The sequence below is a fragment of the Thiolinea disciformis DSM 14473 genome (genome assembly GCF_000371925.1).
Lineage (GTDB): Bacteria > Pseudomonadota > Gammaproteobacteria > Thiotrichales > Thiotrichaceae > Thiolinea > Thiolinea disciformis.
In genome coordinates this window covers 1-22,908 of the sequence record NZ_AQVE01000023.1, presented here as the reverse complement: position 1 = coordinate 22,908, position 22,908 = coordinate 1, and the positions used below count along the sequence as shown (strand labels likewise).

Annotated in this window: 16 protein-coding genes; 2 read left to right on the top strand and 14 right to left on the bottom strand. The window is 48.1% G+C overall.

What is annotated here, in order from left to right:
* The first annotated feature begins 72 nt into the window (after nucleotides 1-72).
* Both A3IE_RS22215 and A3IE_RS20915 read left to right on the top strand, forming a co-directional pair.
* The gene (locus A3IE_RS22215; RefSeq protein WP_020396487.1) at nucleotides 73-864 is read left to right on the top strand and encodes a phage antirepressor N-terminal domain-containing protein; all 792 of its coding nucleotides are present in this window, start codon (nucleotides 73-75) and stop codon (nucleotides 862-864) included.
* On the top strand, nucleotides 861-1,082 hold the full coding sequence (locus A3IE_RS20915) for a helix-turn-helix domain-containing protein (RefSeq protein WP_020396486.1): 222 nt from the start codon (nucleotides 861-863) through the stop codon (nucleotides 1,080-1,082). The genes A3IE_RS22215 and A3IE_RS20915 overlap by 4 nt, the downstream gene beginning before the upstream one ends.
* Before the next feature lie 42 nt (nucleotides 1,083-1,124).
* Here A3IE_RS20915 and A3IE_RS22210 read toward each other — a convergent pair whose 3' ends face one another.
* The 14 genes from A3IE_RS22210 to A3IE_RS20900 form a co-directional block, all read right to left on the bottom strand.
* Complete coding sequence (locus A3IE_RS22210) at nucleotides 1,125-11,189, bottom strand: PLxRFG domain-containing protein (protein ID WP_020396485.1); 10,065 nt, start codon at nucleotides 11,187-11,189, stop codon at nucleotides 1,125-1,127.
* Entirely contained in the window at nucleotides 11,190-13,442 is a 2,253-nt protein-coding gene (locus A3IE_RS22205; RefSeq protein ID WP_020396484.1) for a transglycosylase SLT domain-containing protein, read from the bottom strand.
* Nucleotides 13,442-14,050, bottom strand: coding sequence for a hypothetical protein (locus A3IE_RS0115200; protein ID WP_020396483.1), 609 nt, complete (start codon nucleotides 14,048-14,050; stop codon nucleotides 13,442-13,444). Before A3IE_RS0115200 ends, A3IE_RS22205 begins: the two co-directional genes overlap by 1 nt.
* Complete coding sequence (locus A3IE_RS0115195; protein ID WP_020396482.1) at nucleotides 14,050-14,718, bottom strand: hypothetical protein; 669 nt, start codon at nucleotides 14,716-14,718, stop codon at nucleotides 14,050-14,052. Before A3IE_RS0115195 ends, A3IE_RS0115200 begins: the two co-directional genes overlap by 1 nt.
* Nucleotides 14,718-14,984, bottom strand: coding sequence for a hypothetical protein (locus tag A3IE_RS0115190; RefSeq protein WP_157832889.1), 267 nt, complete (start codon nucleotides 14,982-14,984; stop codon nucleotides 14,718-14,720). Before A3IE_RS0115190 ends, A3IE_RS0115195 begins: the two co-directional genes overlap by 1 nt.
* 3 nt (nucleotides 14,985-14,987) lie before the next feature.
* Entirely contained in the window at nucleotides 14,988-15,455 is a 468-nt protein-coding gene (locus A3IE_RS0115185; protein WP_020396480.1) for a hypothetical protein, read from the bottom strand.
* Entirely contained in the window at nucleotides 15,455-17,164 is a 1,710-nt protein-coding gene (locus A3IE_RS0115180; protein WP_020396479.1) for a hypothetical protein, read from the bottom strand. Before A3IE_RS0115180 ends, A3IE_RS0115185 begins: the two co-directional genes overlap by 1 nt.
* Nucleotides 17,161-18,405, bottom strand: a complete 1,245-nt coding sequence (locus tag A3IE_RS0115175) for a hypothetical protein (protein ID WP_020396478.1) — start codon at nucleotides 18,403-18,405, stop codon at nucleotides 17,161-17,163. Before A3IE_RS0115175 ends, A3IE_RS0115180 begins: the two co-directional genes overlap by 4 nt.
* A gap of 12 nt (nucleotides 18,406-18,417) precedes the next feature.
* On the bottom strand, nucleotides 18,418-18,726 hold the full coding sequence (locus A3IE_RS0115170; protein ID WP_020396477.1) for a hypothetical protein: 309 nt from the start codon (nucleotides 18,724-18,726) through the stop codon (nucleotides 18,418-18,420).
* Complete coding sequence (locus A3IE_RS0115165) at nucleotides 18,714-19,394, bottom strand: hypothetical protein (RefSeq protein WP_020396476.1); 681 nt, start codon at nucleotides 19,392-19,394, stop codon at nucleotides 18,714-18,716. The genes A3IE_RS0115170 and A3IE_RS0115165 overlap by 13 nt, the downstream gene beginning before the upstream one ends.
* Nucleotides 19,391-20,032, bottom strand: a complete 642-nt coding sequence (locus tag A3IE_RS0115160) for a phage adaptor protein (protein ID WP_033407336.1) — start codon at nucleotides 20,030-20,032, stop codon at nucleotides 19,391-19,393. Before A3IE_RS0115160 ends, A3IE_RS0115165 begins: the two co-directional genes overlap by 4 nt.
* Before the next feature lie 66 nt (nucleotides 20,033-20,098).
* A complete protein-coding gene (locus tag A3IE_RS0115155; RefSeq protein WP_020396474.1) occupies nucleotides 20,099-20,623 on the bottom strand; it encodes a hypothetical protein in 525 nt (174 codons plus the stop codon).
* Nucleotides 20,624-20,634: 11 nt separating this feature from the next.
* Nucleotides 20,635-21,945, bottom strand: a complete 1,311-nt coding sequence (locus tag A3IE_RS0115150) for a phage capsid family protein (protein WP_020396473.1) — start codon at nucleotides 21,943-21,945, stop codon at nucleotides 20,635-20,637.
* 41 nt (nucleotides 21,946-21,986) lie between these two features.
* Nucleotides 21,987-22,908, bottom strand: a 922-nt coding sequence (locus A3IE_RS20900) for a hypothetical protein (RefSeq protein WP_033407334.1), incomplete at its 5' end; no start/stop codon positions are given.

Sequence of the window (22,908 nt, the reverse complement as noted above, 5' to 3'; positions counted from 1 at the left end):
ACCCCGCACAGTTCCCACTCCAATCTGTGGAAAGATTAAGTGGGTAGCTAACTTAGATTGAGAGCAGCTATCATGCAAAACATCATCCAAGCCGATTTTCACGGCACACCCATTTCACTCATTGAACACAATCATGAACCCTACATAACCGCCAAAGAAATCGTCGAAGCGTTACGCCTAGATTGGGCTGGTCAATACTCCAAACTCAACCATAATAAGGCTCGCTGGACTATTGAGAAAATCTCAATAGTTGCCAAAGATGGTCTACAACGCGAGGCGATTTGTATGCCCTTGCGCAAACTCCCTGCATGGCCCATGACTATCCAAGCCAACAAAGTACCCAATGAACTGCGCCCCAAGATCATTCAATACCAAACCGAATGCGATGAAGTGTTGTGGAAATACTGGAACGAAAAACAAAAACCACAAGCTTTGCCTGCACCCGTCGCACCGATGACACCGACTTTGCCCGTGTTTGCCAACAACACCATCACCATTGTCACCGTGATTCGCCCCCATCAAGCACCACAAAGCACCACCTACAATGAACCTATCGAAGTCATCCCCGCCCAAGCTTTAGTCGATCTTCAGCGCCAGACTCAGAAAATCCTCGTCAATGCTGAAAAACAGTTGCAGCAATTATTTAAGCCGTTTGCAAGTCTAAAGCATCTGGAAGAACCCACGCCAAAGCTCCCCAAAGCGGATGCCAACGGGCAAGTCACCATCAAACAACGCCAGCTCGACATCATGTACGATGAAGTAGAAGCCCTCACCATGACCCTTGATTTGGGCTTATCCCGACTCAAGCGCCACAAAAGTACTTTCACGCCAACCCCTAGCGCCGCCCAAGGAGCAAAACCATGAACCCACTTGAGCAGCTTGAACAAACGGCTTTCCAACTCACCCAAGACTTGCTTCAGCAAAACACCGAAATCGCATGGAGCAAACTGATTGCTAGCGCAGAACGCGGTATCTTACGTGCTGCCTTACAACAGGCTAGAGGCAATCAAACCACCGCCGCCGCCTGCTTGCGAAAAAATCGCAATACGTTGCGTGAACGTATCGCCCGTCATAATCTATAAAGAACCCAACCGACAAGCCCAAGCGAATACTTGGGCTTAGAGTTACTCTTCACGCAAATACGCATAACCCTTTTGCACCCGAACCCCGCGATCATTCTCATTGCGGGCACGCATCCGCGCCTTCATCGACCGCCCAACCGCCTTCGCATCAAGCTGCTTCGCCTTCGGATGCGCCTTGTTCCATGCTGAAATCTCCGCCATTGCCTCACGTTCCGCGTCCTTGTCGCGCTCCATCTTCGCAATAAACAAACGATTCAACGCCCGTTCACGCGACCGACCCGCCCGCGCCTTATAATTATAAAACGCATTGTTTTGGATATACTGCCGAGTCAGCTTCTCAGCCCCAAACCCGTTCGCCTTCATAAAGATATTCCAAAGATTCAACTCTTCAGAAGAAGGTAATCCAGCCAAGTCTTTTTCAACAATCGGAGAACCCCTCATCGTCAACGCACCTTCGTTACCAAACCGCAACGCCTGCATCACATCCCGCGCAAACTTCGGCACTGCCTTCTCCACTGCTCGCCATTCGTTGCCCTGACTCCATAGCTCTGGCACAGTTGTCACTGCATTCACACCATATCCGATAACTGGCCCAGTCAAAGACTCCATGAGTGCAGCCTTAGCATCCGCACCTTCCAATTCCCGATCTTGTGACCGGATCAATAGATCATCCAAACTAATACGGCTAGACATATCAACACCCGTCGCAGCATTGACCGCCCCACGAAACACCAAAGATTCCAGCGCATCCCCACCCATCTCTCGCAACACCTTACGTGTCTCAGTCTCCCAATCCTCATCGTCATCAAACACCGCAGCCGCCAACACCATCAAGCCCAAAGAAGCCCCAGCCATCCCCACCACAGCCGCCTTTGTGCCATACTTCGCATTCACATAAGCAAAAGCCGTCGCCCCACCCACAAAGCCAATAGGCAAAGCCGAAACCCCGCCCATTGCCAGCGTAACGCCAAGAATACCTAACAACTTAGCTTTAGCCTTTTTCGCATCTTGACCACCCTTACCCCAGTCATTAGCATTTTTCAGCATGAAATAAATCATGTGCTGCGAATAACTCTTAAACATCAGCAAAATTTTAGCCCAGTCGCCTTGCATCAGCCGCGCACGGTTGGCATTGGAATAATCAAACTGACTCTCCCACGTCGCAGAACTGGCAAACTGCATCGCCCGATCATGCGACCATCCCGCATTCCGCGCCAATCGATAACCTGCCAATAACATCACCTCACGGTTGACTACTTCGGCTTTGTGAAATAACTTGGTCGTCAATCCCATGACTTTCTGGTACGTCGCAGAATTAGATAACGCATCATTATCCGCCACCCCTGCCAACATCTGCGCCTGCGTCTTATCAATCACACCTTCATCATGCCAATGCTCAAACGCCCTGATCTCGTCTGCACTCATGCCCGAACGCTTCAAAGCATCCTCCCCCAGCAAGGTCTCCTTAACGCTCAACAAACGCGACGCATCCATTAAAGCTTTGCCAGCCGCCTTCCAACCGAACTCAGCCGCCAACACCGGATACCCCACCACTGCTACCTGCGACAAATTCACCAGCGCCGCCGCAGGCGAAACCCCCAAATACATTAAAAACCCGAATGAACTCGTCCAATTAGTCCACGTCGCATTTTTAGGATTCATTACCCAGTCATGCCGCTTTTTTAATTCTTCGCGCAGATTACCCGACAACATACGATCTTGATTCGAGGCAAGCTGGGATTGCTCAGCCACTTGATCTAACAAACTCGCCAAATCATCCCGTGCTTCCAACTTAGAAATCTGGTGCGCTTGGTGCATCATCTGATGACCAAACGCCTGTAAAGCATCATCGGAATAACCCATAACCCCCTTACGATGTATCGAGTTTTTGCGCATCGACAATTCCGGCAACATCTCTAACATCATCTGATACAAAGCGTCCGGCACATCCTGTCCTGATTTTTTCATTTGCGCCATTGTCTGCATCATCACACCCGCTCGGCTCAACTCATCTTGCGTATTTTCCTTATTCAACTTCCCATGCTTAACTGCGCTATACCCGTCCATTTCACTGAGTCGAGACGACTCACGTTCCGCTTCAGCAGCAGTCGGGAACATCATAAAAACCGGCTCGGTCTGCTTTTCCCGCAAAACCCAGCCACCATCATGCTGCACTGCCTCCAAATCCAACGCGATCAAGTCAGATCGGGATTGCGCGGAACGCATCGCCGCTTCAGGACTATCCCACGCGGATGATTCTTGAGACACTTCACCCGTGCCGCGACTAATTTTTTCAGTGCCCGTACCACGTTTAAAGTGCAACACCTCACTAGCACTACTCTTTTTCTTATCAGCGCGAACAAAATACGAACCCTGCCGATGTAGTGGAAAGTAAATACCGTCTGTTTGAGCACTCTCGAACTCATGTTGCAGCGTGCGCGTTAATGCTGCTTTTTTGTCATCTGCCATGTCTGAGCTTTTAATAGACCGCACTAGCGCATCATGCTTACGCTTAAAACGTGCCTCATACATATCCCGCGAATCTGTAAAAATAGCCTGAGCAGACTCCGGCAAGTTTTGAAACAATACCCGCAATTTCGCAAACTCAGCCCCCGCTTGTTGACTGCGAATATGCGCACGCTTAGCCTCGCGCCAATCTTCAAGCGTTTGCTGCGCCACCTTATTGTAAAGCTCAAACTTTTCCCGACTGCCCTTATACTTCTGAGCTACCTTATTAGCTTCAATCCTGCGCTTATTCAGTAGATCAATAATTTTTGCATCAACCGACAAGCTTTCTGGCTCAAGCTGCGTCAACAACGCACCGCGATCCGGCAGACCCAACTTAGCACGCCACTCCCCATCCGCTACACGGATTTTCATCCTAGCGTCAGGTGATTTACTCAATGACGGATCAACTTTTGCCAACGTTGCCAAGTGCATCAGCGTCGCCAGACGGTGACGTGTACGCTTGTCCAAACGCATCCAACGCTGTGATAACTTGCCCGCATCATCCATCATCTTATTGCGTTCGGTGAGCATTCGCTCAACACGGCTCATATATTGACCTATGGCCGGTACAACTTGCTGCCCTATGTCGGCCAACTGCCGCAGCGTTACTACTGCCAGACCGCCAGTCTTAACAAATTCCTGTGCATTATCCTTAGCCCACTGCCACGCTTTACCCGTCAGTTCTTTTGTGCGCTCAATCCCCTGCTTGGGTGCATCCTTATCAATATCTGACCATAGGCTGTCATTGGCAACAGAATACTGACTAGCTGCTTTGCTTTGTACCTGCCCATCCGCCCATGCTTTTGCCGAACGCTGCGCAAGTGCTTGTATATCAGAAGTGGTAAGCTTCATGTACTGAGTCAGCCATGAGGGAAGCTTAGCGAATGCCCATGAGCGAATACTAGCGATTAATCGTTGGGCTAACGCTTTAGCCTTTCCTGTCTTCGTCTGGTCGTTCGTAAATTGTTCGATTAAGTAAGCGAGTTGTTCAGAACTAACATGCTCTGGTGGCGTATCATCCGGCACACGACGAGAGGCGCTAACCGCATCAGGGTTATTCTCATTCAGCAAACGATCAAAGCTAGCCACCACCTGCTGGTATTTATCACCTAGCATCGCTGCTAATGCAGCATGCTCACCCGCTTCATGCAGAAACACACCCCATTCATTCCCCTGCTCCATATTGGCAGGGTATAGGGTGACTACGCCATTCTCATACTTGCCTTGCACGCCATTGGCAGGCGATGCTTCACTGATAATCAACTTGCCTTGCTTTAGTAGTGAGGCTAAGCGGTTTTCGCCTAGCTTTGCAGTTAGGATCTGATTAACTAAGCGTGGTGTGCTAGGAGTTGTATGGCGCTGTGGTTGAGAATACTGCGGGTCTTTATCAATTAATAACTCCTCCAGCGTTCCACCCATGACTATATGATCATCCACCCATGTCGGTTTACGTCCTCGCCCTGTCCACGTTAAATCAGGATTGGTAAGGCTACGGTATTTGGGTTTGACTACATTAGGCGGATTACTAACAGCAGTAGTATCAACTTGTTCCGTGCTTTCTGTGGGTTCTGTTACCCGCTCAGGCATTGCTACATCATTTAACGTATCAAATAGCTCGGTTAAATCCTCAATATGACTAAAATTCAGTGACCGCTTAAACGGTATATTCACACCCTTCTTAGTCCATGCAGACGGGATTTTATCAATCACTAATATCCGTGTCTTAACACTGGTTCCCGCATTCTTAAAGGTAGTGTTCGGTAGACTAATTTCAGCAATCACCTGTGCGTCTTTTTGCGCCTCTAACCAATTAGCTACCTTAGTATCCGTTGCGCCACCTTCAGGGATCAGCACAATTACCCGACCTCCATTACGTGTCATATTAAAAGCACGGCCCATGTGCGTAATCGCATCACTCCCGCCATGACCATACGGGGGATTCATCGCCACCCCGTCAAAGTGCCGCGCAGGGTTAAAGCTCATAAAATCAACATTACGCACCTCACCACTGCCCAACATCCCAAGCTCACCCGCGAGGGAATACGACTGCTCCACAAAAATATTTTTGGTGTCATTAGGGAACCACTTAGCAATCGCGCCATGTCCCGCACTGGGTTCGAGTGCATGGTCATTAGGCTTAAGCATCAGCCACTGTGCCATTTTTAAACCCACTGGCTCCGGTGTGGCGTAATAATCCTTACCTTCGCGCTGATCACGGCGTTTACTATTTTTCTGTCGGGTGTAATACGCAAGCTTGGCCTGATCCATTAGGCTTGCCACTGTTTCACCCGCCCTATCGCCTTGCTTGCCACCCGTGCCTTGTTTTAGGCTCGGTGCTTCTTCATTCGCATTTTGGTAGGCATCCACAAAGGCGCGTAATAAATTCCGTCCCTCATGGCCTAGCGCTAAGTTTTCAGCGGTACTACTGCGCGTGGCTACCGCATTAGCAAAGGCGTGATTTTCATAATCTAATCCAGTAGTGAGGTATTCAATAATCGCGTTTGACTTTACCCCCGTGCGATAAATCCTCCCTTCGGTTTGTATCGCATCCGTAGGCTTAGTGGGGAGTCCTAGATCAATCAAAACCCGCTGGTGCACATTAGTCGTATCATGCAAACTAATCCCTTCCTTGCCTGCCTCACGCTGCACCAGAATAATATCCACCCCGCTATTATCCCGATTAAAAGCTTTAACATTATTTGAGCGCTCGGCCTTGGGAATATCCCCATTAAAAAATACGGCCTGCTTACCAAATGCCTGTTTAAGCGCTTCAATCGGACTGGGTAAATTCTCAATGGGTAAATTAACCAAGTCGGACCTAGCTTGGTTAAACCGATCAACAACACTTTGCGATACACTATCAGTCGGCACAAACTTAAAAGGATGTGAAATGCTCCCACCTTTTTTATAGGTGTGAAACACTACGATCTTACGACCTAAAGCTAAGTGTTTATTAATACGATTAATGGCATGCTTGACCTTTAGCGCTTCTAATAATTGCAAGCGTGATAAATGATCAAACCGATCATAAAACTGTCCAGACAAACCTGGATATTGGTCATGGTTATCCCGTAAATACCTCATGCCCTCATCAATTTTCTTACCAATCGCATCATCAATTAAGACAAATTCCCGCGAATAGTCCGCATCGACCTTAAGGCGACGACCCAGCAACGCTCCAGCTTTTTTCAGCTCCTCATTAAAGTTGCGCTCAGCAAGGCTAGTGTCCACACTGGCATCAGGACGGTTTAGCTTTCCGGTTTTCATGTGGTAGCCAAACTTGCTTTCTAATACCGCATCTAGCCCGTTGGCTTCGTTATAACCTGTACTTTGCTTGCGTGGTGCATCAAATAAATAGCCTTCTGCATAGCTTAAGGATTTATGGTAAGCAAACGGTGTGGCGCTTAAAAATACCACCTTGGCACGCGGTCTGGCCTTGATCTCATCGCGGCGACTTTCCGCGTGTTTCATAATCTCGTTATAGCGCACCACATCAGGATGAGTATCCTCTAGGCCATGATCCTCAAAGTTAGGTTTGCTGAAGTAGTCGGTAAAGTGGGTAAAACTTTCCCCGTCTTTAGCATAGGTTTTATGTAATTGTTTGAGTTCTGCCAAATCGGGAATAAGCCGATTCCAGTACGTATTCCCGCGACTCGCATATAAGCCTGATATGTAGTCCAGCATCTGCTGCGCTCGTGTTATATCGCCCGCTTCACTGCTATTCAGGCGGTGCGACTCATCCGGCACAATCAAATCCCATTGACGATTGAGTAATGAGGGATTAGCACCAAAATTCGCGTAAGTGGTCACAACAATCCCACTACCACCATTATCCTCGGTATTTTTGAGCTGCTTAACCTCAAGGTTAAACGCCTTAGCGGCCTCTACATAATCCAGTCCGGTTTTATCACTAGGAGTAATAATAATAATATTGTCGTGACCTTGACGGGCAAAGCGTTTGATCATGCCTAATCCGGTAAAGGTCTTGCCCGTTCCAGTGCCATTAGTAAACAGCACCCCAAACTTATCCGACTGGCTAAAACGCTCCTCCGCAAACTTCACATCCTCTTGTTGCTCAGGTAGCAAAATGGGCAAAGTAGCCCGAATATTATTTAGGTCGTTGGCTACATGAGGTAAAGACTCGGCTTGTTTTTGTCGCTCTAGTTTCTGCTGAAAACTGGATTCAATCGGTGGATTTGATTCTTTAGTGGCTTGTTTTTTTTGAACAGGCTTTACATTTTCTGCACTGGCTTCATCAATATACTTTCTATTTTCCTCTCCTTTAAACTTCCTTACAAACTCTGAATTAAACGTTTGCAAATTTTGGAAGGCGCGATCAACATCTTGTTTTAGTGCTGAATAGGCAGGGTTATTTTTTATAGTATCTGGGGTTAGTCCCATTGAGCTTTTTGAATCAATATTAAGTTCACGTGCTTTTTCATTCTTAAAAACAGTAAGCTTATTCTTGCTGGCAGTAAGCGCAGCTTCTAATACTGCGCGTTTCTTAATAGCCTCATCATAAGTGACAGAACTATCAACATCAGGCTTATTCGGTTCAGCAGCCTGAATGGTTGGCTTTTGCTTTTTCCAGAACCAATACTTCTCTACAAAGCTCTCAACCGTTTCAGGCATCAGTGGCCCTGATGAAACTAGTCCGCCGTTGGCTAGCTCAAAACGCAGCCGATTATCTTTAATAACAGCTTTAACACCGGTAACCTTGTCACCACTAGCAACAAATCCATCATCCGTTAGTGCAGCGCCATAAGGGACAAGGGCATCATGCGCAAATTGTAGTTTGGGATTTAGTTGGGAGTTAAACTTAGAGCTTGCTCCAGCTCCTTCAATAGCTCCAGTGTCAACATTGGATTGTCCTGTTGAGCTAGACTCACTGCCTCTTGTGGACTCAGGATTTCCGGTAGCGCTTGCCTGAGCTGATATTGCGCTTCCTCCGGCTGTTGATTCAGCCATGCGCTGATTGCTTCCTGCTCTTCTAGCAGCGGAGCTAGGCGCTGGTATGAGGTTGTTATCTGGTGGCTCATCCCGTTTTGCTCCAGCATCATAGCCCACTCGTCCATCGCTTGGTCTATCTCGCTTTCCGGCAGATTGAATAGGTGAAAGTATAGCTCGGTTTGCATTTCCGGTTGCAGTGCTATCCGCCTCCAGATTTCTTGGTTGACTTGGTACATTTTTTCCTTCTAACTTGGGTAGTCTATCAGACTGTGAATCACGATAAGCATTACTAGCGCTTTCCATTGATTCATCAATAGCATGCGAATTTTCTTTGTTTTTAATCGGTTTACCGAATGGTTTCTTAACCCATCCCGACTTGATTATTTTTTTAAAATCCTCAAGAGAAATAGGCGTAACATCCCCCAACCCATTCCACCCAGACTTGTAATTAGCCAAATACCCCTGCTTAGCAGCCTCTAAAGATGGATAGCCCATCATCACCTTATGCTCATCAAATGAACCATCAGGCTTAATCTGATCGACTACGAACACCGGAAGATTAGGATTAGCTGCATCATCTCCAAGAAAAACATCAACCTGATCACCATCAACCCCGGAACTGCCACGCACATACCCATAGTGCGCAAACATCTTTTGCGCCCAAGCCTTACCTTCTTTATCAACTCCTTTGCGCTCTGCCCCTTTGGGTATTTCAATGGCAATAGGCAAACCATGTAAACGTACCATGCCTTTTTTATAATTACCCGCTTCTTTTTGTGCTGTTGTTGGCTCAGGTAATTCATTTAAAGGTGATAAAGCAGCTTGACTAGAAGCAATTTGAATTTTTGCTTTATCTTCTTGGTACTTATCAATTAGCTTTTGATGCTTAACTAGCGATGGATCAGCCAAAGGCTTAGCATAACGATCTTCATATTCACTACCATCTTTCGCCACCCACACCCCTGCATCTTCAGGATGTGCTACCACGGCTGTTCCATCTGATAATTCATGCGTTGGCAAAAAGCCAGGCTCTGCCAAAGCAGGCTTAGCGATCTGCACCTGCTGCATCAAATCCACAGGCTCGCGTTCCCCAGCATCGCGCAAGCCTGCATCGGTATCTAATACCCCACCATACCGATAATTTGACGGCCGACTGACCTCCGTATTCGTCCTCAACCCCGCATCCGTATCTGGCAAGCGATAAGGTACACTTCGGCGAGCAAAATCTGCCGCATTAAACCCATCACCTGGCACTGCCGTATTTAGACCCGCATCAGCACTCAAGCCCATGCTGGATAGATTAGCACGTCGAAAACCACCACCCTCTTGCCTTACAGCTGTATTAAAATCATCAAAACCCAATGAGCGCTCAAGATCACTGGATACTCGTGGCCGAATATCTTGCAAGCGCCTCTTAGGAGCAGGAAAAGCCTCAAGCTCTCCCGTTTCACGATTCAATATTCTTGTTGGAGCAACTACCGAATCAGGAAGCCTTGCTGCAAGAGACCGTTCTGGATCGGGGCGATCAGGCGGCAACGTAATAGCACGCTGCTTAACTGGCTCCTTAGTATCCTGATCTATCCACAAACCGCTACGCAACTCAGCGTCTATTGCAGGTGCAAAACCCGCTACCTCCCCCGTTGAATTAATGGCATATACATCATCAGGATGAGGTAAAGTAACCTGTGGCAAATCAAGGACACGCTGAGGCTTTAATGTTGGTTCAGATGCTTCTGGCATGTCCGGTTTAGACGACAAAGCAGGTAATGCAGCAGGCTTATTCAAAATTCCCGACAAAGCAGATCGTGCAGCAGGCAGCGTACCCATCACCCCCCCGCCCACTGCTCCAGCCCCAAACGCATCAACAATCTGCTTAACTTGCGCCAAATCAAAATGATCTTTATTGGAGTCAATCCACTCCAAAGCGGAAAGCTTCATGCTTTCCTGTATCGCTTCGGTCACACCCTCTTTGAGTGCTGTTGCACCTAACTCTTGACCAAAGACCTTAGCGCGTGCCGGATTACTAAACGCTTGACGCATAATCCCTGAGCGGGCCGCATCACCTACCCCAAAACGATCCAATACACCCATGACTGGCAAAGTATCCAAAGCAGTCTGAGCCACGGCCGTCAGCGCCATCGTAGCCGTGCTCCCTGCTGGCAACTGACCACCATGCTCAGCACGCACAGCCTGAACATTCTCACCGAATTGTTGCGGATATGCAGTAGCAGTAATGCCCGACAAAGCCCCTGCCCGCCCCATTTGCCGCAAGGCCGACTCGCCTGCTAGCCGTGCCAGACCCCGACCCGCAAGACCACCAGCACCACCACCTGCTAATGTAGTCCCTAAATTAACAACAGACTCCCCCGCCGTCCCAGCTAGCCAATCTCCCGCATCAGACAAACTACGAATATTAGTCATTCCCTCCACTTTGGGCGCATAACGCTGCGCTTCCAATTGATTCATATCCGCCGCAAACAATAGCTCCTCATCTCCACCCATCAAAGCACCAGCAGCCGCCTTGGTCATGCCCTTGGTTCCCTCCCAAGCGCGATTTATTCCTTTAACGAACTCGCCACTATCATTCTTCGGCTCCGGCGTACCACCATTTGCTAAAATGCTTTTCCAGCGATTTAATACAAGACTCATTTAGCGTTCCCCCTGCCACTGCCTAAATTGCGGAAAATCCTGCTCATAAAGACGCTTTTGTTCTTCATACGCCTGTTGTGCCTGACGCTGTGACTCGGCTTGACGCTTTTTCTTTTCAGTGGATGCTTTAACTGCCGCTTCCATTAGTTGTAATTGAGCCTGCGGATTATTCATAATCCCTGGTTTGCTCAACACTTCAGCCGCCACATCCTTAATATCCTCGGATGACCATCCCAGCGCCTTAACTTGCTCTGCCAATTGGCTTAAGCGTGTGGCTTCAGGACTACTTTTCGCCAATTCTGGATCAATCCCCTGCGACAAATCCGCCGCCCATTCACCCGCATTTCGTGTAACGTCCATGTCAAATCGGACTTGATCAACCTGCCCAAATACTTCAGCGGGCTTAGCCACATCGCGCAATTCATCCAGCAAGTTGGCCTTTTCCTGAATACCCAATTCGGGGAAGCGCTGATCAATCAAATTAGCCTTGGCCGCTTCAGGATCAGTCGAAAAGTCTTCCATAAAATTAGCTAAAGGCACATTTAACGCCCCACCGCTCTCAGCACGATCAAAGCGCGTCATTTTCCCCGTGTCTGGATCATAAACCCCAATATCATTTTTACTGACCGTAATAGGCCGACTGCTAGACCGCGAACGACTACCCGCTTCATCCAGCCCTGGAATGCGCATGGCTCCAAGTTCTGGGCGACTTGCGTCTTTCCACTGATAGCCCGTAGGCAATTGAGGTAATGATAAAGAGCGCTTCGAGACATCCGGTAACTGACTCCCAGTCGCTAATTGCCGCGCCAATAACATTTCTTTAAACCTAGGATGTAATGCGTTCTCTAGTGCAACCCCCTGTTGAATTTTGCTCATGGCCTGATCTGGCGTGTCTGCAATAAGCGGATCATTAGGATCACTACTACGGTTCTTTGTGGCCGGAAGCGCTTGGCGCAATTGCTTATAGTACCCTGTCACTTTGTCCACATAATTAGCAGTTTCTTTAAAAGGTGGAATGCCCTTATATTTATCAACAGCCCCTGGGCCAGCATTATAAGCCGCCAGCGCCAACCCCACATTGCCATCATACTTATCTAGCTGCTGCTTCAAGTATGCGCTACCCACCAAAATATTATGCTCAGGATTATTCGGATCATAACCCGATAACCCAATAGTGCGAGCCACCTGCTTAGCGGTTTCTGGCATGACCTGCATCAGTCCTTGTGCACCTTTCGGCGATACTGCAGATTTATCACCCAGTGACTCCTGCCCAATGACAGCACTAATCAAACGTGGATCAAGCTCAAAACGCTGCGCCGCCTGTTGAATCTCGGTGCGATATTGCCCGCCAAACTTTGGCAACAACTTATACCCAATCCGACCGTCTGGCAGCTCATCAAAGCCCGCGAAATCATATTTATCAGCTCGCCCCGTATTAATCATCGTGGGATAAGTATACTGCTTTGCTGTTTGCACAAAATCCGGATCATCCATACTGCGCTGGCCGTTCAATACCTCTTGCGTATATTGCTGCATTTTGCTGGCGGTGCCGCGTGCAGCATTGCTAAAAATACCACCACTCAATCGATCAGCCTCTTTAATCAAGCGCTCGGCTTCTTGCGGATTACTAACTAGCAATTGCTCCGCTGCGGTATAAAGCTGGTTAGCTTGCTTTATGTTGCGCTGCTGCACTTGATACGCATTATTCTCTTTAGTAATTCCAAGATTATAATCAGCCAGCGCATCCGCCTTTGTATCGAGATTCTGTTGACGCGGACGAGTGTAGTCCATCAAATAGCGCCGATCCTCTTCAGCCCATTGATTAGTATTTTTAGCCGCATCCAACTGTAAAGGCCGGTACTTCGCGTTGTAATCAACACTTCCCTTTAAATCGCTTAACCGAAGCCTTGTCTCATCCAACTGCATTGGCCTTACCTGTTCGTTATAACCAACACTTCCCGCCAAATCTTTCAACCTAAGTTGAGATTCCTGCAACTGCATAGGTCGGTACTTCGCGTTGTAATCAACACTCCCTTGTAGGTCACTTAAGCGCAAATTAGCTTCACGCTCGCGCAAAGGACGCAACACTGAACGATCATAATTATATTGTTCTTGTTGATTATTGAATAACAAAGCCTGCTGCTTGGCTGCCTGCTCACGCCGCTGTTTGGCCTCCAATCCATCTAATAACGACATTGTGCTTTGCATGCCGCCCTGCAAACCACCGACGAACGCTGATAAAATCCCTGCCATTAGAATAAACTCCCCAATAGTTGAACCCCCGCCATCACAGCGCCCGCCATCGGATTGCCCGTTGTCATTGTAGTAGTAGCAAACGTCATGGCTGCATTCCCCAATGTTGATGCCTGTTGCTGACTAGCTGCCTGATTCAGTGCTTTATTGGTTGCATCACGATTTGATGCTAGACTCGACAAATACCCCATCTGTCCTAGGCCTTGCATCCGGTCTTGATTAGCATAACTCAGCAAATTCCCCAGAATACCCTGCTTACGCTGTCCTAGTGCCTGCCCCATATTAGTTTGATTCTTAGCCAGCAATGCCGCCCGATCATTGCCCATCTGCCGGTTAAAACTAGCCTGCTCATCTGCATCTAATTGGATACCATAACGTCGATTAACCGCATTGCTTAGCGCCCTATTCCGCCCATAAGCATTATTGGCTGCATCCGTCACGTACTGCCGCGCAGCATTATCAAAAGCTGGATCGTTATATGCCTGCCACAAATAATCTTCTTGTGGTGCAAAGCGCTGCTTCCAATCCAAATAATCATTGCGCAACCAATCCGCGTAACCTTGTTGAATACCTGATATAGAAGTTGGTAACGTTTGGTCTGCTAACATTACACTAACCTCCCTAATACGCCGCGCAGGCTATTATCATAAGCGCCATTGATATAACTACCATCTTGAGCAACCACAGGTACTTGACTCATTAAGTACCCCTGCCCTATGCCAGCCAATTTACCAACGGCTTGTTGGCGCTCTAGCCTATCCTGAAACGCTTGCTTAGCATCATAAGCCGCCTGATTCGCCGCCTGCCCCGCCAAACCCTGCTGACCCTGCAATATGCTCGATACATTGCCTCGACCCATCTCTGCCACATCCATCAAGCCCTGCAGATAACCGGTCTGCTGCCCAAAACGAGTTTGCGCTTCCACCCCCGCATCAGAACGCATCTTTTGCTGCAAGGCCCCTAACATCCCCGTTCTACCTCGCCCATTATTGGGATTTATCCCTTGTAATAAGGGCTTCCATTGCTGCTGCGCCAAGGCCATCGCCTGCCCCGCATCCGTGCGCACACTGCCGTCAGCATTAAGCACCCCCGCATTCGGATCAATTTCCCATTGATTAGTAGCTGGATTCAGCTTTCGCCCCGTGCGTAGCCGAATCATTTCGTTTTGCAGCGGAATACCCCGCTGCTGGTAATTCAACAGCTTGTCTCGCGAAATCTCAAAATTTGCAATCTCTTGTGCCGTTGGCTTTTGCTCTTGAACCTTTGGCTTACCCATTAAAGCATCCTTTCTAATACCTCATCGTTATGAGGCAAAAACCCAAAACGACGATACAAACGAGCATGTGCCGGTGTATTAGGCACGCAATAAATAGCGCTAAACCCCAGCCCTTTAAATAAACGAATAAAATCGGAAAGATAATGCCGAATGACATTAGGTGATGTGCTATAAACTAGATCAATAAAAACACCGCCCCGACACGGCGACGCAATCACATAGCCCCCGACGATCTCAAATACCATCGAATTGGCTAGTAATCTCATAACTTATGGACAACAATTCTCTTGAATATTGGTGATAGCTGTTTGAAGCTGCGCAATCTGAGTATTAGTATTTTGTAGCTGTTGATTCAGCGAAAGCACCTCATCCTGTAATTGTGCAATCGTCAAATTTGCATTTTGCAAGTCGCTCTGCTGCGACTGCAAAGCGCTCTGCTGCGACTGCAAGTCATTCTGAGCTTGCGTCAAATCATTTTTAGTTTGAGTCAATTCACCCGATAACTGAACCAGCTCCACTTTTTGTGAAGCCAGTGCTAGAAACGCTTTGGCTAACTGCTCCTGCTGAGCAGCACTAAGCCCGCTTAATGACTTAAACAGCCAACGGTACTCATTCAGTGCATCGCGCAAGCCCTGCAAGTGGCGCGTAAGCTCAATCGGATTACGCACATCACTAGGGACCTTCGGAAAACCATGCCGAATAGAAGTATTACTTCGCCCTTGTACCCCGCCAGCCATTAAGGAAGCTCTCGCATATCAGATGAAAAGAAAGCAGCACGTAGCCGCTCTTTGCCCAACAAGCGAAAACCAAAACGGGTCTGCCAGCGCCTACCCGCACTAGCAAGACGAAACGGCAGCTCATGATTAATGGCTCGCGACCAAAAAGGAATGCGCTCCTCATCAGCCATATCTACGCGACCCGCTCGCGCTAAATTAGATGATCGAAACAATAAAAGCTCTGTCTCTGCTTGTGGAATCAGTCGGGCGCTATTAAAAGTCCTAGCCCCTTGAACCACAAAAGGCTTACTGATCCACTCGGCCACCAAAGGATTACCTTCATTAAAGCGCTCCAAGGCATCACCCCTTACCACCCACAAGCAATCCTCTTCCACATCACTCAAGACCGCGTGCGCATCCCCTTGACTAAGGCGCGTAATATCCTGCCGACCCAAATGATACAAAAACCCCTCACCTGCTTTCGGCTCCGTATTCGCCACCCAATCCGGCAAGCCTGCACTAGCCGCCGAAGGCGCTTGTGGATAAATCACCAAATTATCCTCATATACCCCGAATAACATGGCTTTAGGATTTAATAACTGCCATTGCTCACGGCTCCAAATCAAACCAGACAAAATCTTAATCGTGCGACCACCATAGACCGCCACGCCATCCGGTGACGACCATACCACCGCATCCCCTAAATATGTCACTGACCGCGCATCAGCACAGGAATGATAGGTTTCCAGCGTATGCTCATCCATCACATCCGGCGTTGATCCGGTGATAATACTGGGCTTCCCTTCCGTCAACACCAGTACACCTTCTGGTATCGCAGCCAACGCCACCACTTTGTAACGAATCTTGAACCGATACTCCGTAGGCCAACAATGAGGAACATAAGGTGTACTAAAGTGGATTGTGCTAGTCACTTGGCACTCACCATCATGGGTAAAACCGGCCAGCACACCATTCGGTAATGCAGTTAAACCACATAATTCTTTAGGAGGAGGCGAACAATTAGCCGTCAATAAAGGCGTGCCGGTCAAATCATCGGGATTATTGGCATCCGGCACCAAATCATCATCTAGCGGATCAATAGCTATGCTGCTTGTGCTAGCGGCCACTTCCTTAACTAGAAAATACTCTCCCTCAATCGCCATATAAACGCGCATAAATTGAATATCCGCATCCGTCGTAGCAGGAAGACTTAGCGATACCCCATCAATCCCATCGGAATACTGAAGCTGATTCGATGCTGGACTGGGTGCAGTTTCTTCGTCGCGAACAGTGACATAAGTAACAACAAACGTCGTGTATTTATCATTATCTTCATCACCGCCATGCTCTATCAACGTAGCTACAGGTGCTATAGTCGGCGCTTTCAATAATGATAAATTAACGCCCACCACATCATTCGCCAAGTCTTTGCACTGAATTACCTGCAAGCCTGGCTGATCACATTGCGTAAAATAAATCCGCTCAAACTTATCTTGTACAATGGGAGAACGCGCAAAATGAGTCCATCGGCTCATATAAATGAATTGCGCCCCTGCCCGAAATAAAGTTTTGGCCGCTGCAAATCCTGTTTTGACAAAAAGCCCAGCCCGCAAAGGATCCAACCCAGTCGTATGCAAATAACAATCACGACAATAACTAGCTTGATCATCCTGCAAATTGAGCGGCTCAATAAGAGGCCGCTCGCCGGAAAAATTACGGAATTGAATCATGTGGTTACGCTACAAAACCCAACAATACGCGCACAATAAGCGGTATGCAAAAAGCCCAAGTTAGGTTGAGCAATAGCCATCGTTGTAAATTTAGCTGTTACTGATCCATTTGCTGTGACAGGTATAGTGTGTTCATAAATGCGTTGACTCCTGTCATTCGTATTGGATGCTCCTGCTAACACAGATACATCGCCGCTATAATATTTTTGGCGATATAAACCCTCCAAGATAACACCAACGTTAGCTTCACTATTCGCAGTAGCTACTGTATTAGCTTGTTGAATATCACAAGATACCTCAGTGCGGACTATAACCGCATTATCACAAGTACGCATCCCTAGCGTCACTAAATCGGCCTTTGTCCATGTCTTCGTATCGACAATATCGCCACCCCATTCAGAACCGACAATGTTTGTACCGGCGGCGTGATCTGTTGATTTACAGTAAGATGCTATAGCAGCTAATGAACCTTGATAATCGATAATTTTTTGACGATAGGCATCCGGAGGACAAGCTGGCAGTGTACTATTTGAATTGTTTACAAACTGCATAATGATTGTCATCAGCTCATTAATTGAGTAACACTTTGACCAATCATTAGTAGCTTCTTTGTTAACTGGATACTGATAATCCTTGCCAATAACAACATCTCGCAGAGCATAACGCAAACAACCATTAACACATCTAAATTGGTCTTTTTTAATAACATCACCACACGATAGGGCTTCAATTGCTAATAAACACCCCATGCCTAATATCTTGTTAATCTGCTCTTGCAAATCGTCATACTCTTCCCCTGTAGCGCCTTGCATAACTATAGTACCAGCAGGCCATTCTTGATCAGCCCATCCTTTGACTGCACGCTTTTCAATTAACAACGTCACACCGTCCTCAGCATAGCCAGAGAACTTAACAACTTCATAACGCAATAGCTCGCCGCTGGCCTGCCCTTTGACTTTGCAGTTTGCTTCAGTGGCATCTTTAGTGCCACTACAACCGCCACCACAGCCACAACCACCCGCTGCTGTTGGCTTCTTGCACCCTGGCGCACAACCTTCATTGCATTGACTGAGTGGATCACCATACTCAGCAAATACAATGTACCCGCCTTTAGCATCGGGCAGTGTGTAAGGCACCACATGACCTTGACAAACTGCTAATGCCGACGGTGGCAATAAACGCACCCGCATCCCATCTGAACTTAGTTTAGTTGCAGTAACCGTTCTTGAAAATGTACCCATAAACCCAATCCCCTATTGAAACATAAATGCTACGCTGCGCTTTTTACCGCTCACTAGACACAGCCTAACCTTGACTACGTGGCACCGTGCCAAACCATAAAAATGCACGGCATTACCCCATTTATTAACGTGGCTAGCCCCTTCCAAAAGCTCAATACCTGACAGCTCCAGCGTCTCTCCTTTAACCTCAAAAGACACCACCGCGTTATCTCCGACATAACTCACCTTCGGCACGGCGATATAATCAAACCACCCACCCAGTTTCACCGCTTGACTACGGCCAACTCCCTCAAACAAAGCACCTGGCATCAATGGCAACATAACAGCCTCCGCGTAGGGCAATAGGTCGGACGATCCGCACGCAAATCAAAATGCCGTAGCAATCGCGCCTCTTCTTCCAAACGCTGCAACTCCCGCTCAAAAGCCGTTGAATACGCTATTCCAAGCTCTGTACTTGACCATTCCTGCTTGGGTATTAGATAAGCCTTAGCTAAAGCGCCTTGTTCAATCACGTTTTGATGCTGCTCTAGCAAAGCCGGTGGGAATGTATCACTGCCAGCAGCTGGCTTTAGCTGCAACGCAAAGCGCACGTTTTGGCAACAATCCCAATCTTGATTAAATACTACCTTCCCAGGTAAAGGTTCTTTCCAGCCCTGTCCATCGGCACAGCCGCAAACAGCCTTGAATACACCCAACTTAGGGAGGACTTCTTCGCAGTCGCAGTGCTGAATATAAACATCCAACACCTTCGCGACTTCAACGCCATCCTCTTTTGGAAATTCCAGCACCGTATCACCTGGGCAAAGCTCCTGCTCATACTGCTCAAACGTCCACAAAGCACTACGCTGTGCAAAATCTCGCAACGCTTGAGCAATCTTGTCCCGCGCTACACTCTCCGGTATCCCTGGCAACTGCTGAATCAAATTATTCAGTAATAATCCAGCAGCCCCCGACTCACCATCAAAGCAACTGCTTGAGGCTTGTGTCATGTTTGCACCCCACCAATAACCCCGCGTGCACGCAACTCCCGCTCTACCTCAACCGTTTTATAAACACCCAATGTGTCCCAAAACGACTGCCGATAAGCCTGCCACTTGCCACTGTTTTCCGAACCTTCACGTTCAAACGCACGCCACAACATATAATCAATGATTGCCGTCATGTATTTGCAGCCCAAATCATCTGCTGTTAAATCATCTGGATTTTTAAGAATGCCAATAAGCAATACATGCCCCGCCGGAGTGGGTGGAAACACAGCAAACCCGCGTTTACTAGTGCAGCCTTTTGTCCAAAACTCCACATAACCCTTCCACAGTGACGTTTTTTCAGCCCAGCATGGCATCAAATTACTCAGCGCCTGATTATCGTAATAACGAATAGCTCGCCCCGACTGGTTCGACACCACCTTGATAAAGCGACTCCCCAAGCCTTCCGGCAACTCTTGATTAGCACCCGCTTTAGTAACCATCTCTACGCACGCCATCAAATCATCGGGATTACCCATCTCCGCAATAATGCAAATGGCTTCGTTTATCGAATGGTCATGGAACGATTGCTGCCAAAAATCAAACAACTCATCCGTCAACAACTCCGCAGCCCGAAGCGTCAATGCACCTGTGTCAACCATAACAATCCCCATAAAAAAAGCCGACTAGCTTCCCAGTCGGCTTTTTAAGCATGGCAATAAAACTCATTACCCGAACATATACCACACGACAATATCCAACTTGCCGCACGCTTTGGGTGTGCCATGTAGCGTCATCACCAAATCTGACAATCCGCATGGCTTATGCGCATTTTCAGGGGGGCAGCAATTAGCAGGCATTTGTGTAGGGCAACAGTTAGGCATGCAACTCTCATTGCAATCCCAAGGCCCACAAGGCACATCACCACAATAAGCCCCCGAAACATCCAAGCCCGCCAGAATGCGTGTCAAATCCTCACAAATTGGCTCGCATGTCGCACAGTCACGCTCAAAACTCACACAACCCAAATCAATCGTGACGGGCGACTCTCCAGCAGCTTGTAAGCCACTGGTCGACACCTGAATTTTCAAAATTGAAAAATTAGGTATCACGCGAGCCAACGCCCACTGACTACCATCCTTATGCTCAATGCCGCCGTCAAACTGCAAGGTTAGCCGATGCGCATTTACACACATCAGATCGTTTGTCCATGCTTTGCGATACAGCGTATCCCACCGTTTATATTGACTCATAGATTACCCCCTTAGCAGCTTTTGCCGCTGTTGCAGGATACTGCGGTATCCAACACAGCAACGCCGTGGTCATAAACACGCCCCATGCGTGACGCAAAGCGAATTTTCTTTTCGCCATCTAGTGCCTTGATATGCACGCGACGACCTTCGCCACCATCAAACGTGCCAGACCAAAACGCAAAGTTGGTCTTGCCGAATGTTTTATTTTCCGCATCTTGCACACTACCAAACGCTTCTGCCAAAGCAGCTCCGCCCAAAATAATGGCTCGGTCTACACAGAAATCCGCATTAGCTGCTAATCGCGCCTCATGAGTCGATGCACAATCATCATCATTACTCACTAACAAGGCATGTCCTGGCTTAAAACGCACAGGCATGGTGTACTTCCGCATGAGCACACCATCCCACAGCAAGCAATCGCCGGAAAACGCGGGATGATTACCACACTCCGCCCCCGCTTTTGCAGCAAACGCTTGCAACTGCGCATACCATTTTCCATCAGCACTAGCACGAAAATCCGCCCATTGCGCGGGTGTTAACAGCATTAAATACTTAGCCGTAATGCCACTTTCACCAAACTTAATCGGTAATAACGGATGTGCTGATTCGTCCATGCCCGCTATAAAGCGCGTCACAGTATCCAAGGTAAACCGATCATCCTTTTCAAGCTTATCACCGTACTGCCCATCAAAGTCCGTCGCATCACCGCCGTAGTAGTGTCTGCAATAGCTAGGCGCTTCCAAGCAATTAATCATTGCTTTGCGAAACGCCACCCCATCAAGCGGTAATAATTGGCGCTCAGGATTGTATTCATGGGCACGAGCACCAGCTAACTGATAAATCACCCGCTCCGTCTTAATACGATCCATCCAGCGTGTTAATAAAGGACGGGCCAACTGAAACGCCTCATTTCCTAAGCGCAGATTATTTTGTGACACACACTGATCTCGAACACCGTGACGCGTGATCCCGATCTTCATTTCAAATGAACTCCAGGTACGTTCTTCTTCTCGACCCTCCAACGGGTCACAGCAGACAGTTGGCATCCCTTGCAGCTCATGCTGAATATCAACACGCACCGTATCACCACGCTGATCGGATTTCGCCAAATCATTAATGGTCATAATCGGTGCATACTGGCCGGTTTCCATGCGGGAACCCGCTTTAGTAGTATCTTTGGGAATAATACTTGAAATATCTGCCCGCAATAAATTGGGCAGTGAAGCTGTAGAGGCCAGCTCTACAAAAGTTAATCGCGAACGGACTACCGGAACATCGGCAGACGTAATATGCGATAAAGAACGAACACTAGCATTTGGCATTTTGAATAACTCATCTTGAGTTCAAAAAAGCCAAGCGAGCTTTACATACCTAATTGGTTCCACAGAGCATTACGCTCTTTTTCTGTCATCTGGCGCATTCTTGCCAATTGCTTCTCTTCTGGCATCGCTAAAAATCTTTGCAATGCACTGGGCGCAGACGAAGCCCCTTGCCCATATACCCCCGCTGCCGCTGACAAACTGCGTGGCGTTCGTGGTGGAACAGGCTCAGAAACTGTTTGCGCTTGCTTGCTAGATGGAGAAGATTGGCGCATCGCTGGACTCGCAGAACGTGGAGCTAACACATCGTGCTTAGCTCGCTTGACCACTTCTGCGAATAAAGAAGCGTCGTCCATTTGTGAAAATGCCGGATCGTTTAACAACACTTGCTCATGTCGAGCTGCCGCCTGATACAGCCTGGCCGCCTCAGCATCAGCAGGATTATTCCCCCGTGGCTTCGACAACCACAACCAATCAGCCACTTCATGCATCGGGTGGCTTGACGGCAAACGATCAACTGAATTAAAAAAAACCTGCTCTTGCTCATACTGCGGTATATTTTCACCGCCGTCCTGCCGATTAAAGCCAGCTTGCTGGCTCATGCGCTGCCACTGCAATTGCTGCAAATAAGCAGCTTGTGCTAATGCGTCAGGATCGCCATCTCTAATAGCATTAAAGTCGATCTGCTCAGGCACATTTGGCACACTGACCCCCATATGCTTTGCATACTCAAACTGCTGCTTTAGCGCCTCCAGCTCAGACTCTAGTTTACTAGCACGCTTTTCAGCGCCCTCTAAATGCCGCTGTGTACGACGATAATCACGGACAGGAACATAGCCTTTAGGATTTTTTTGCTCAGCGTGCTGCGCATCGGTGTCTACCTGATTAAGATCAGACTCTGGCTCAGCATCCAGCATTTCATCCTCCGCTTGCACAGCAGCAGGATCAGCAGGATCAGCAGGATCA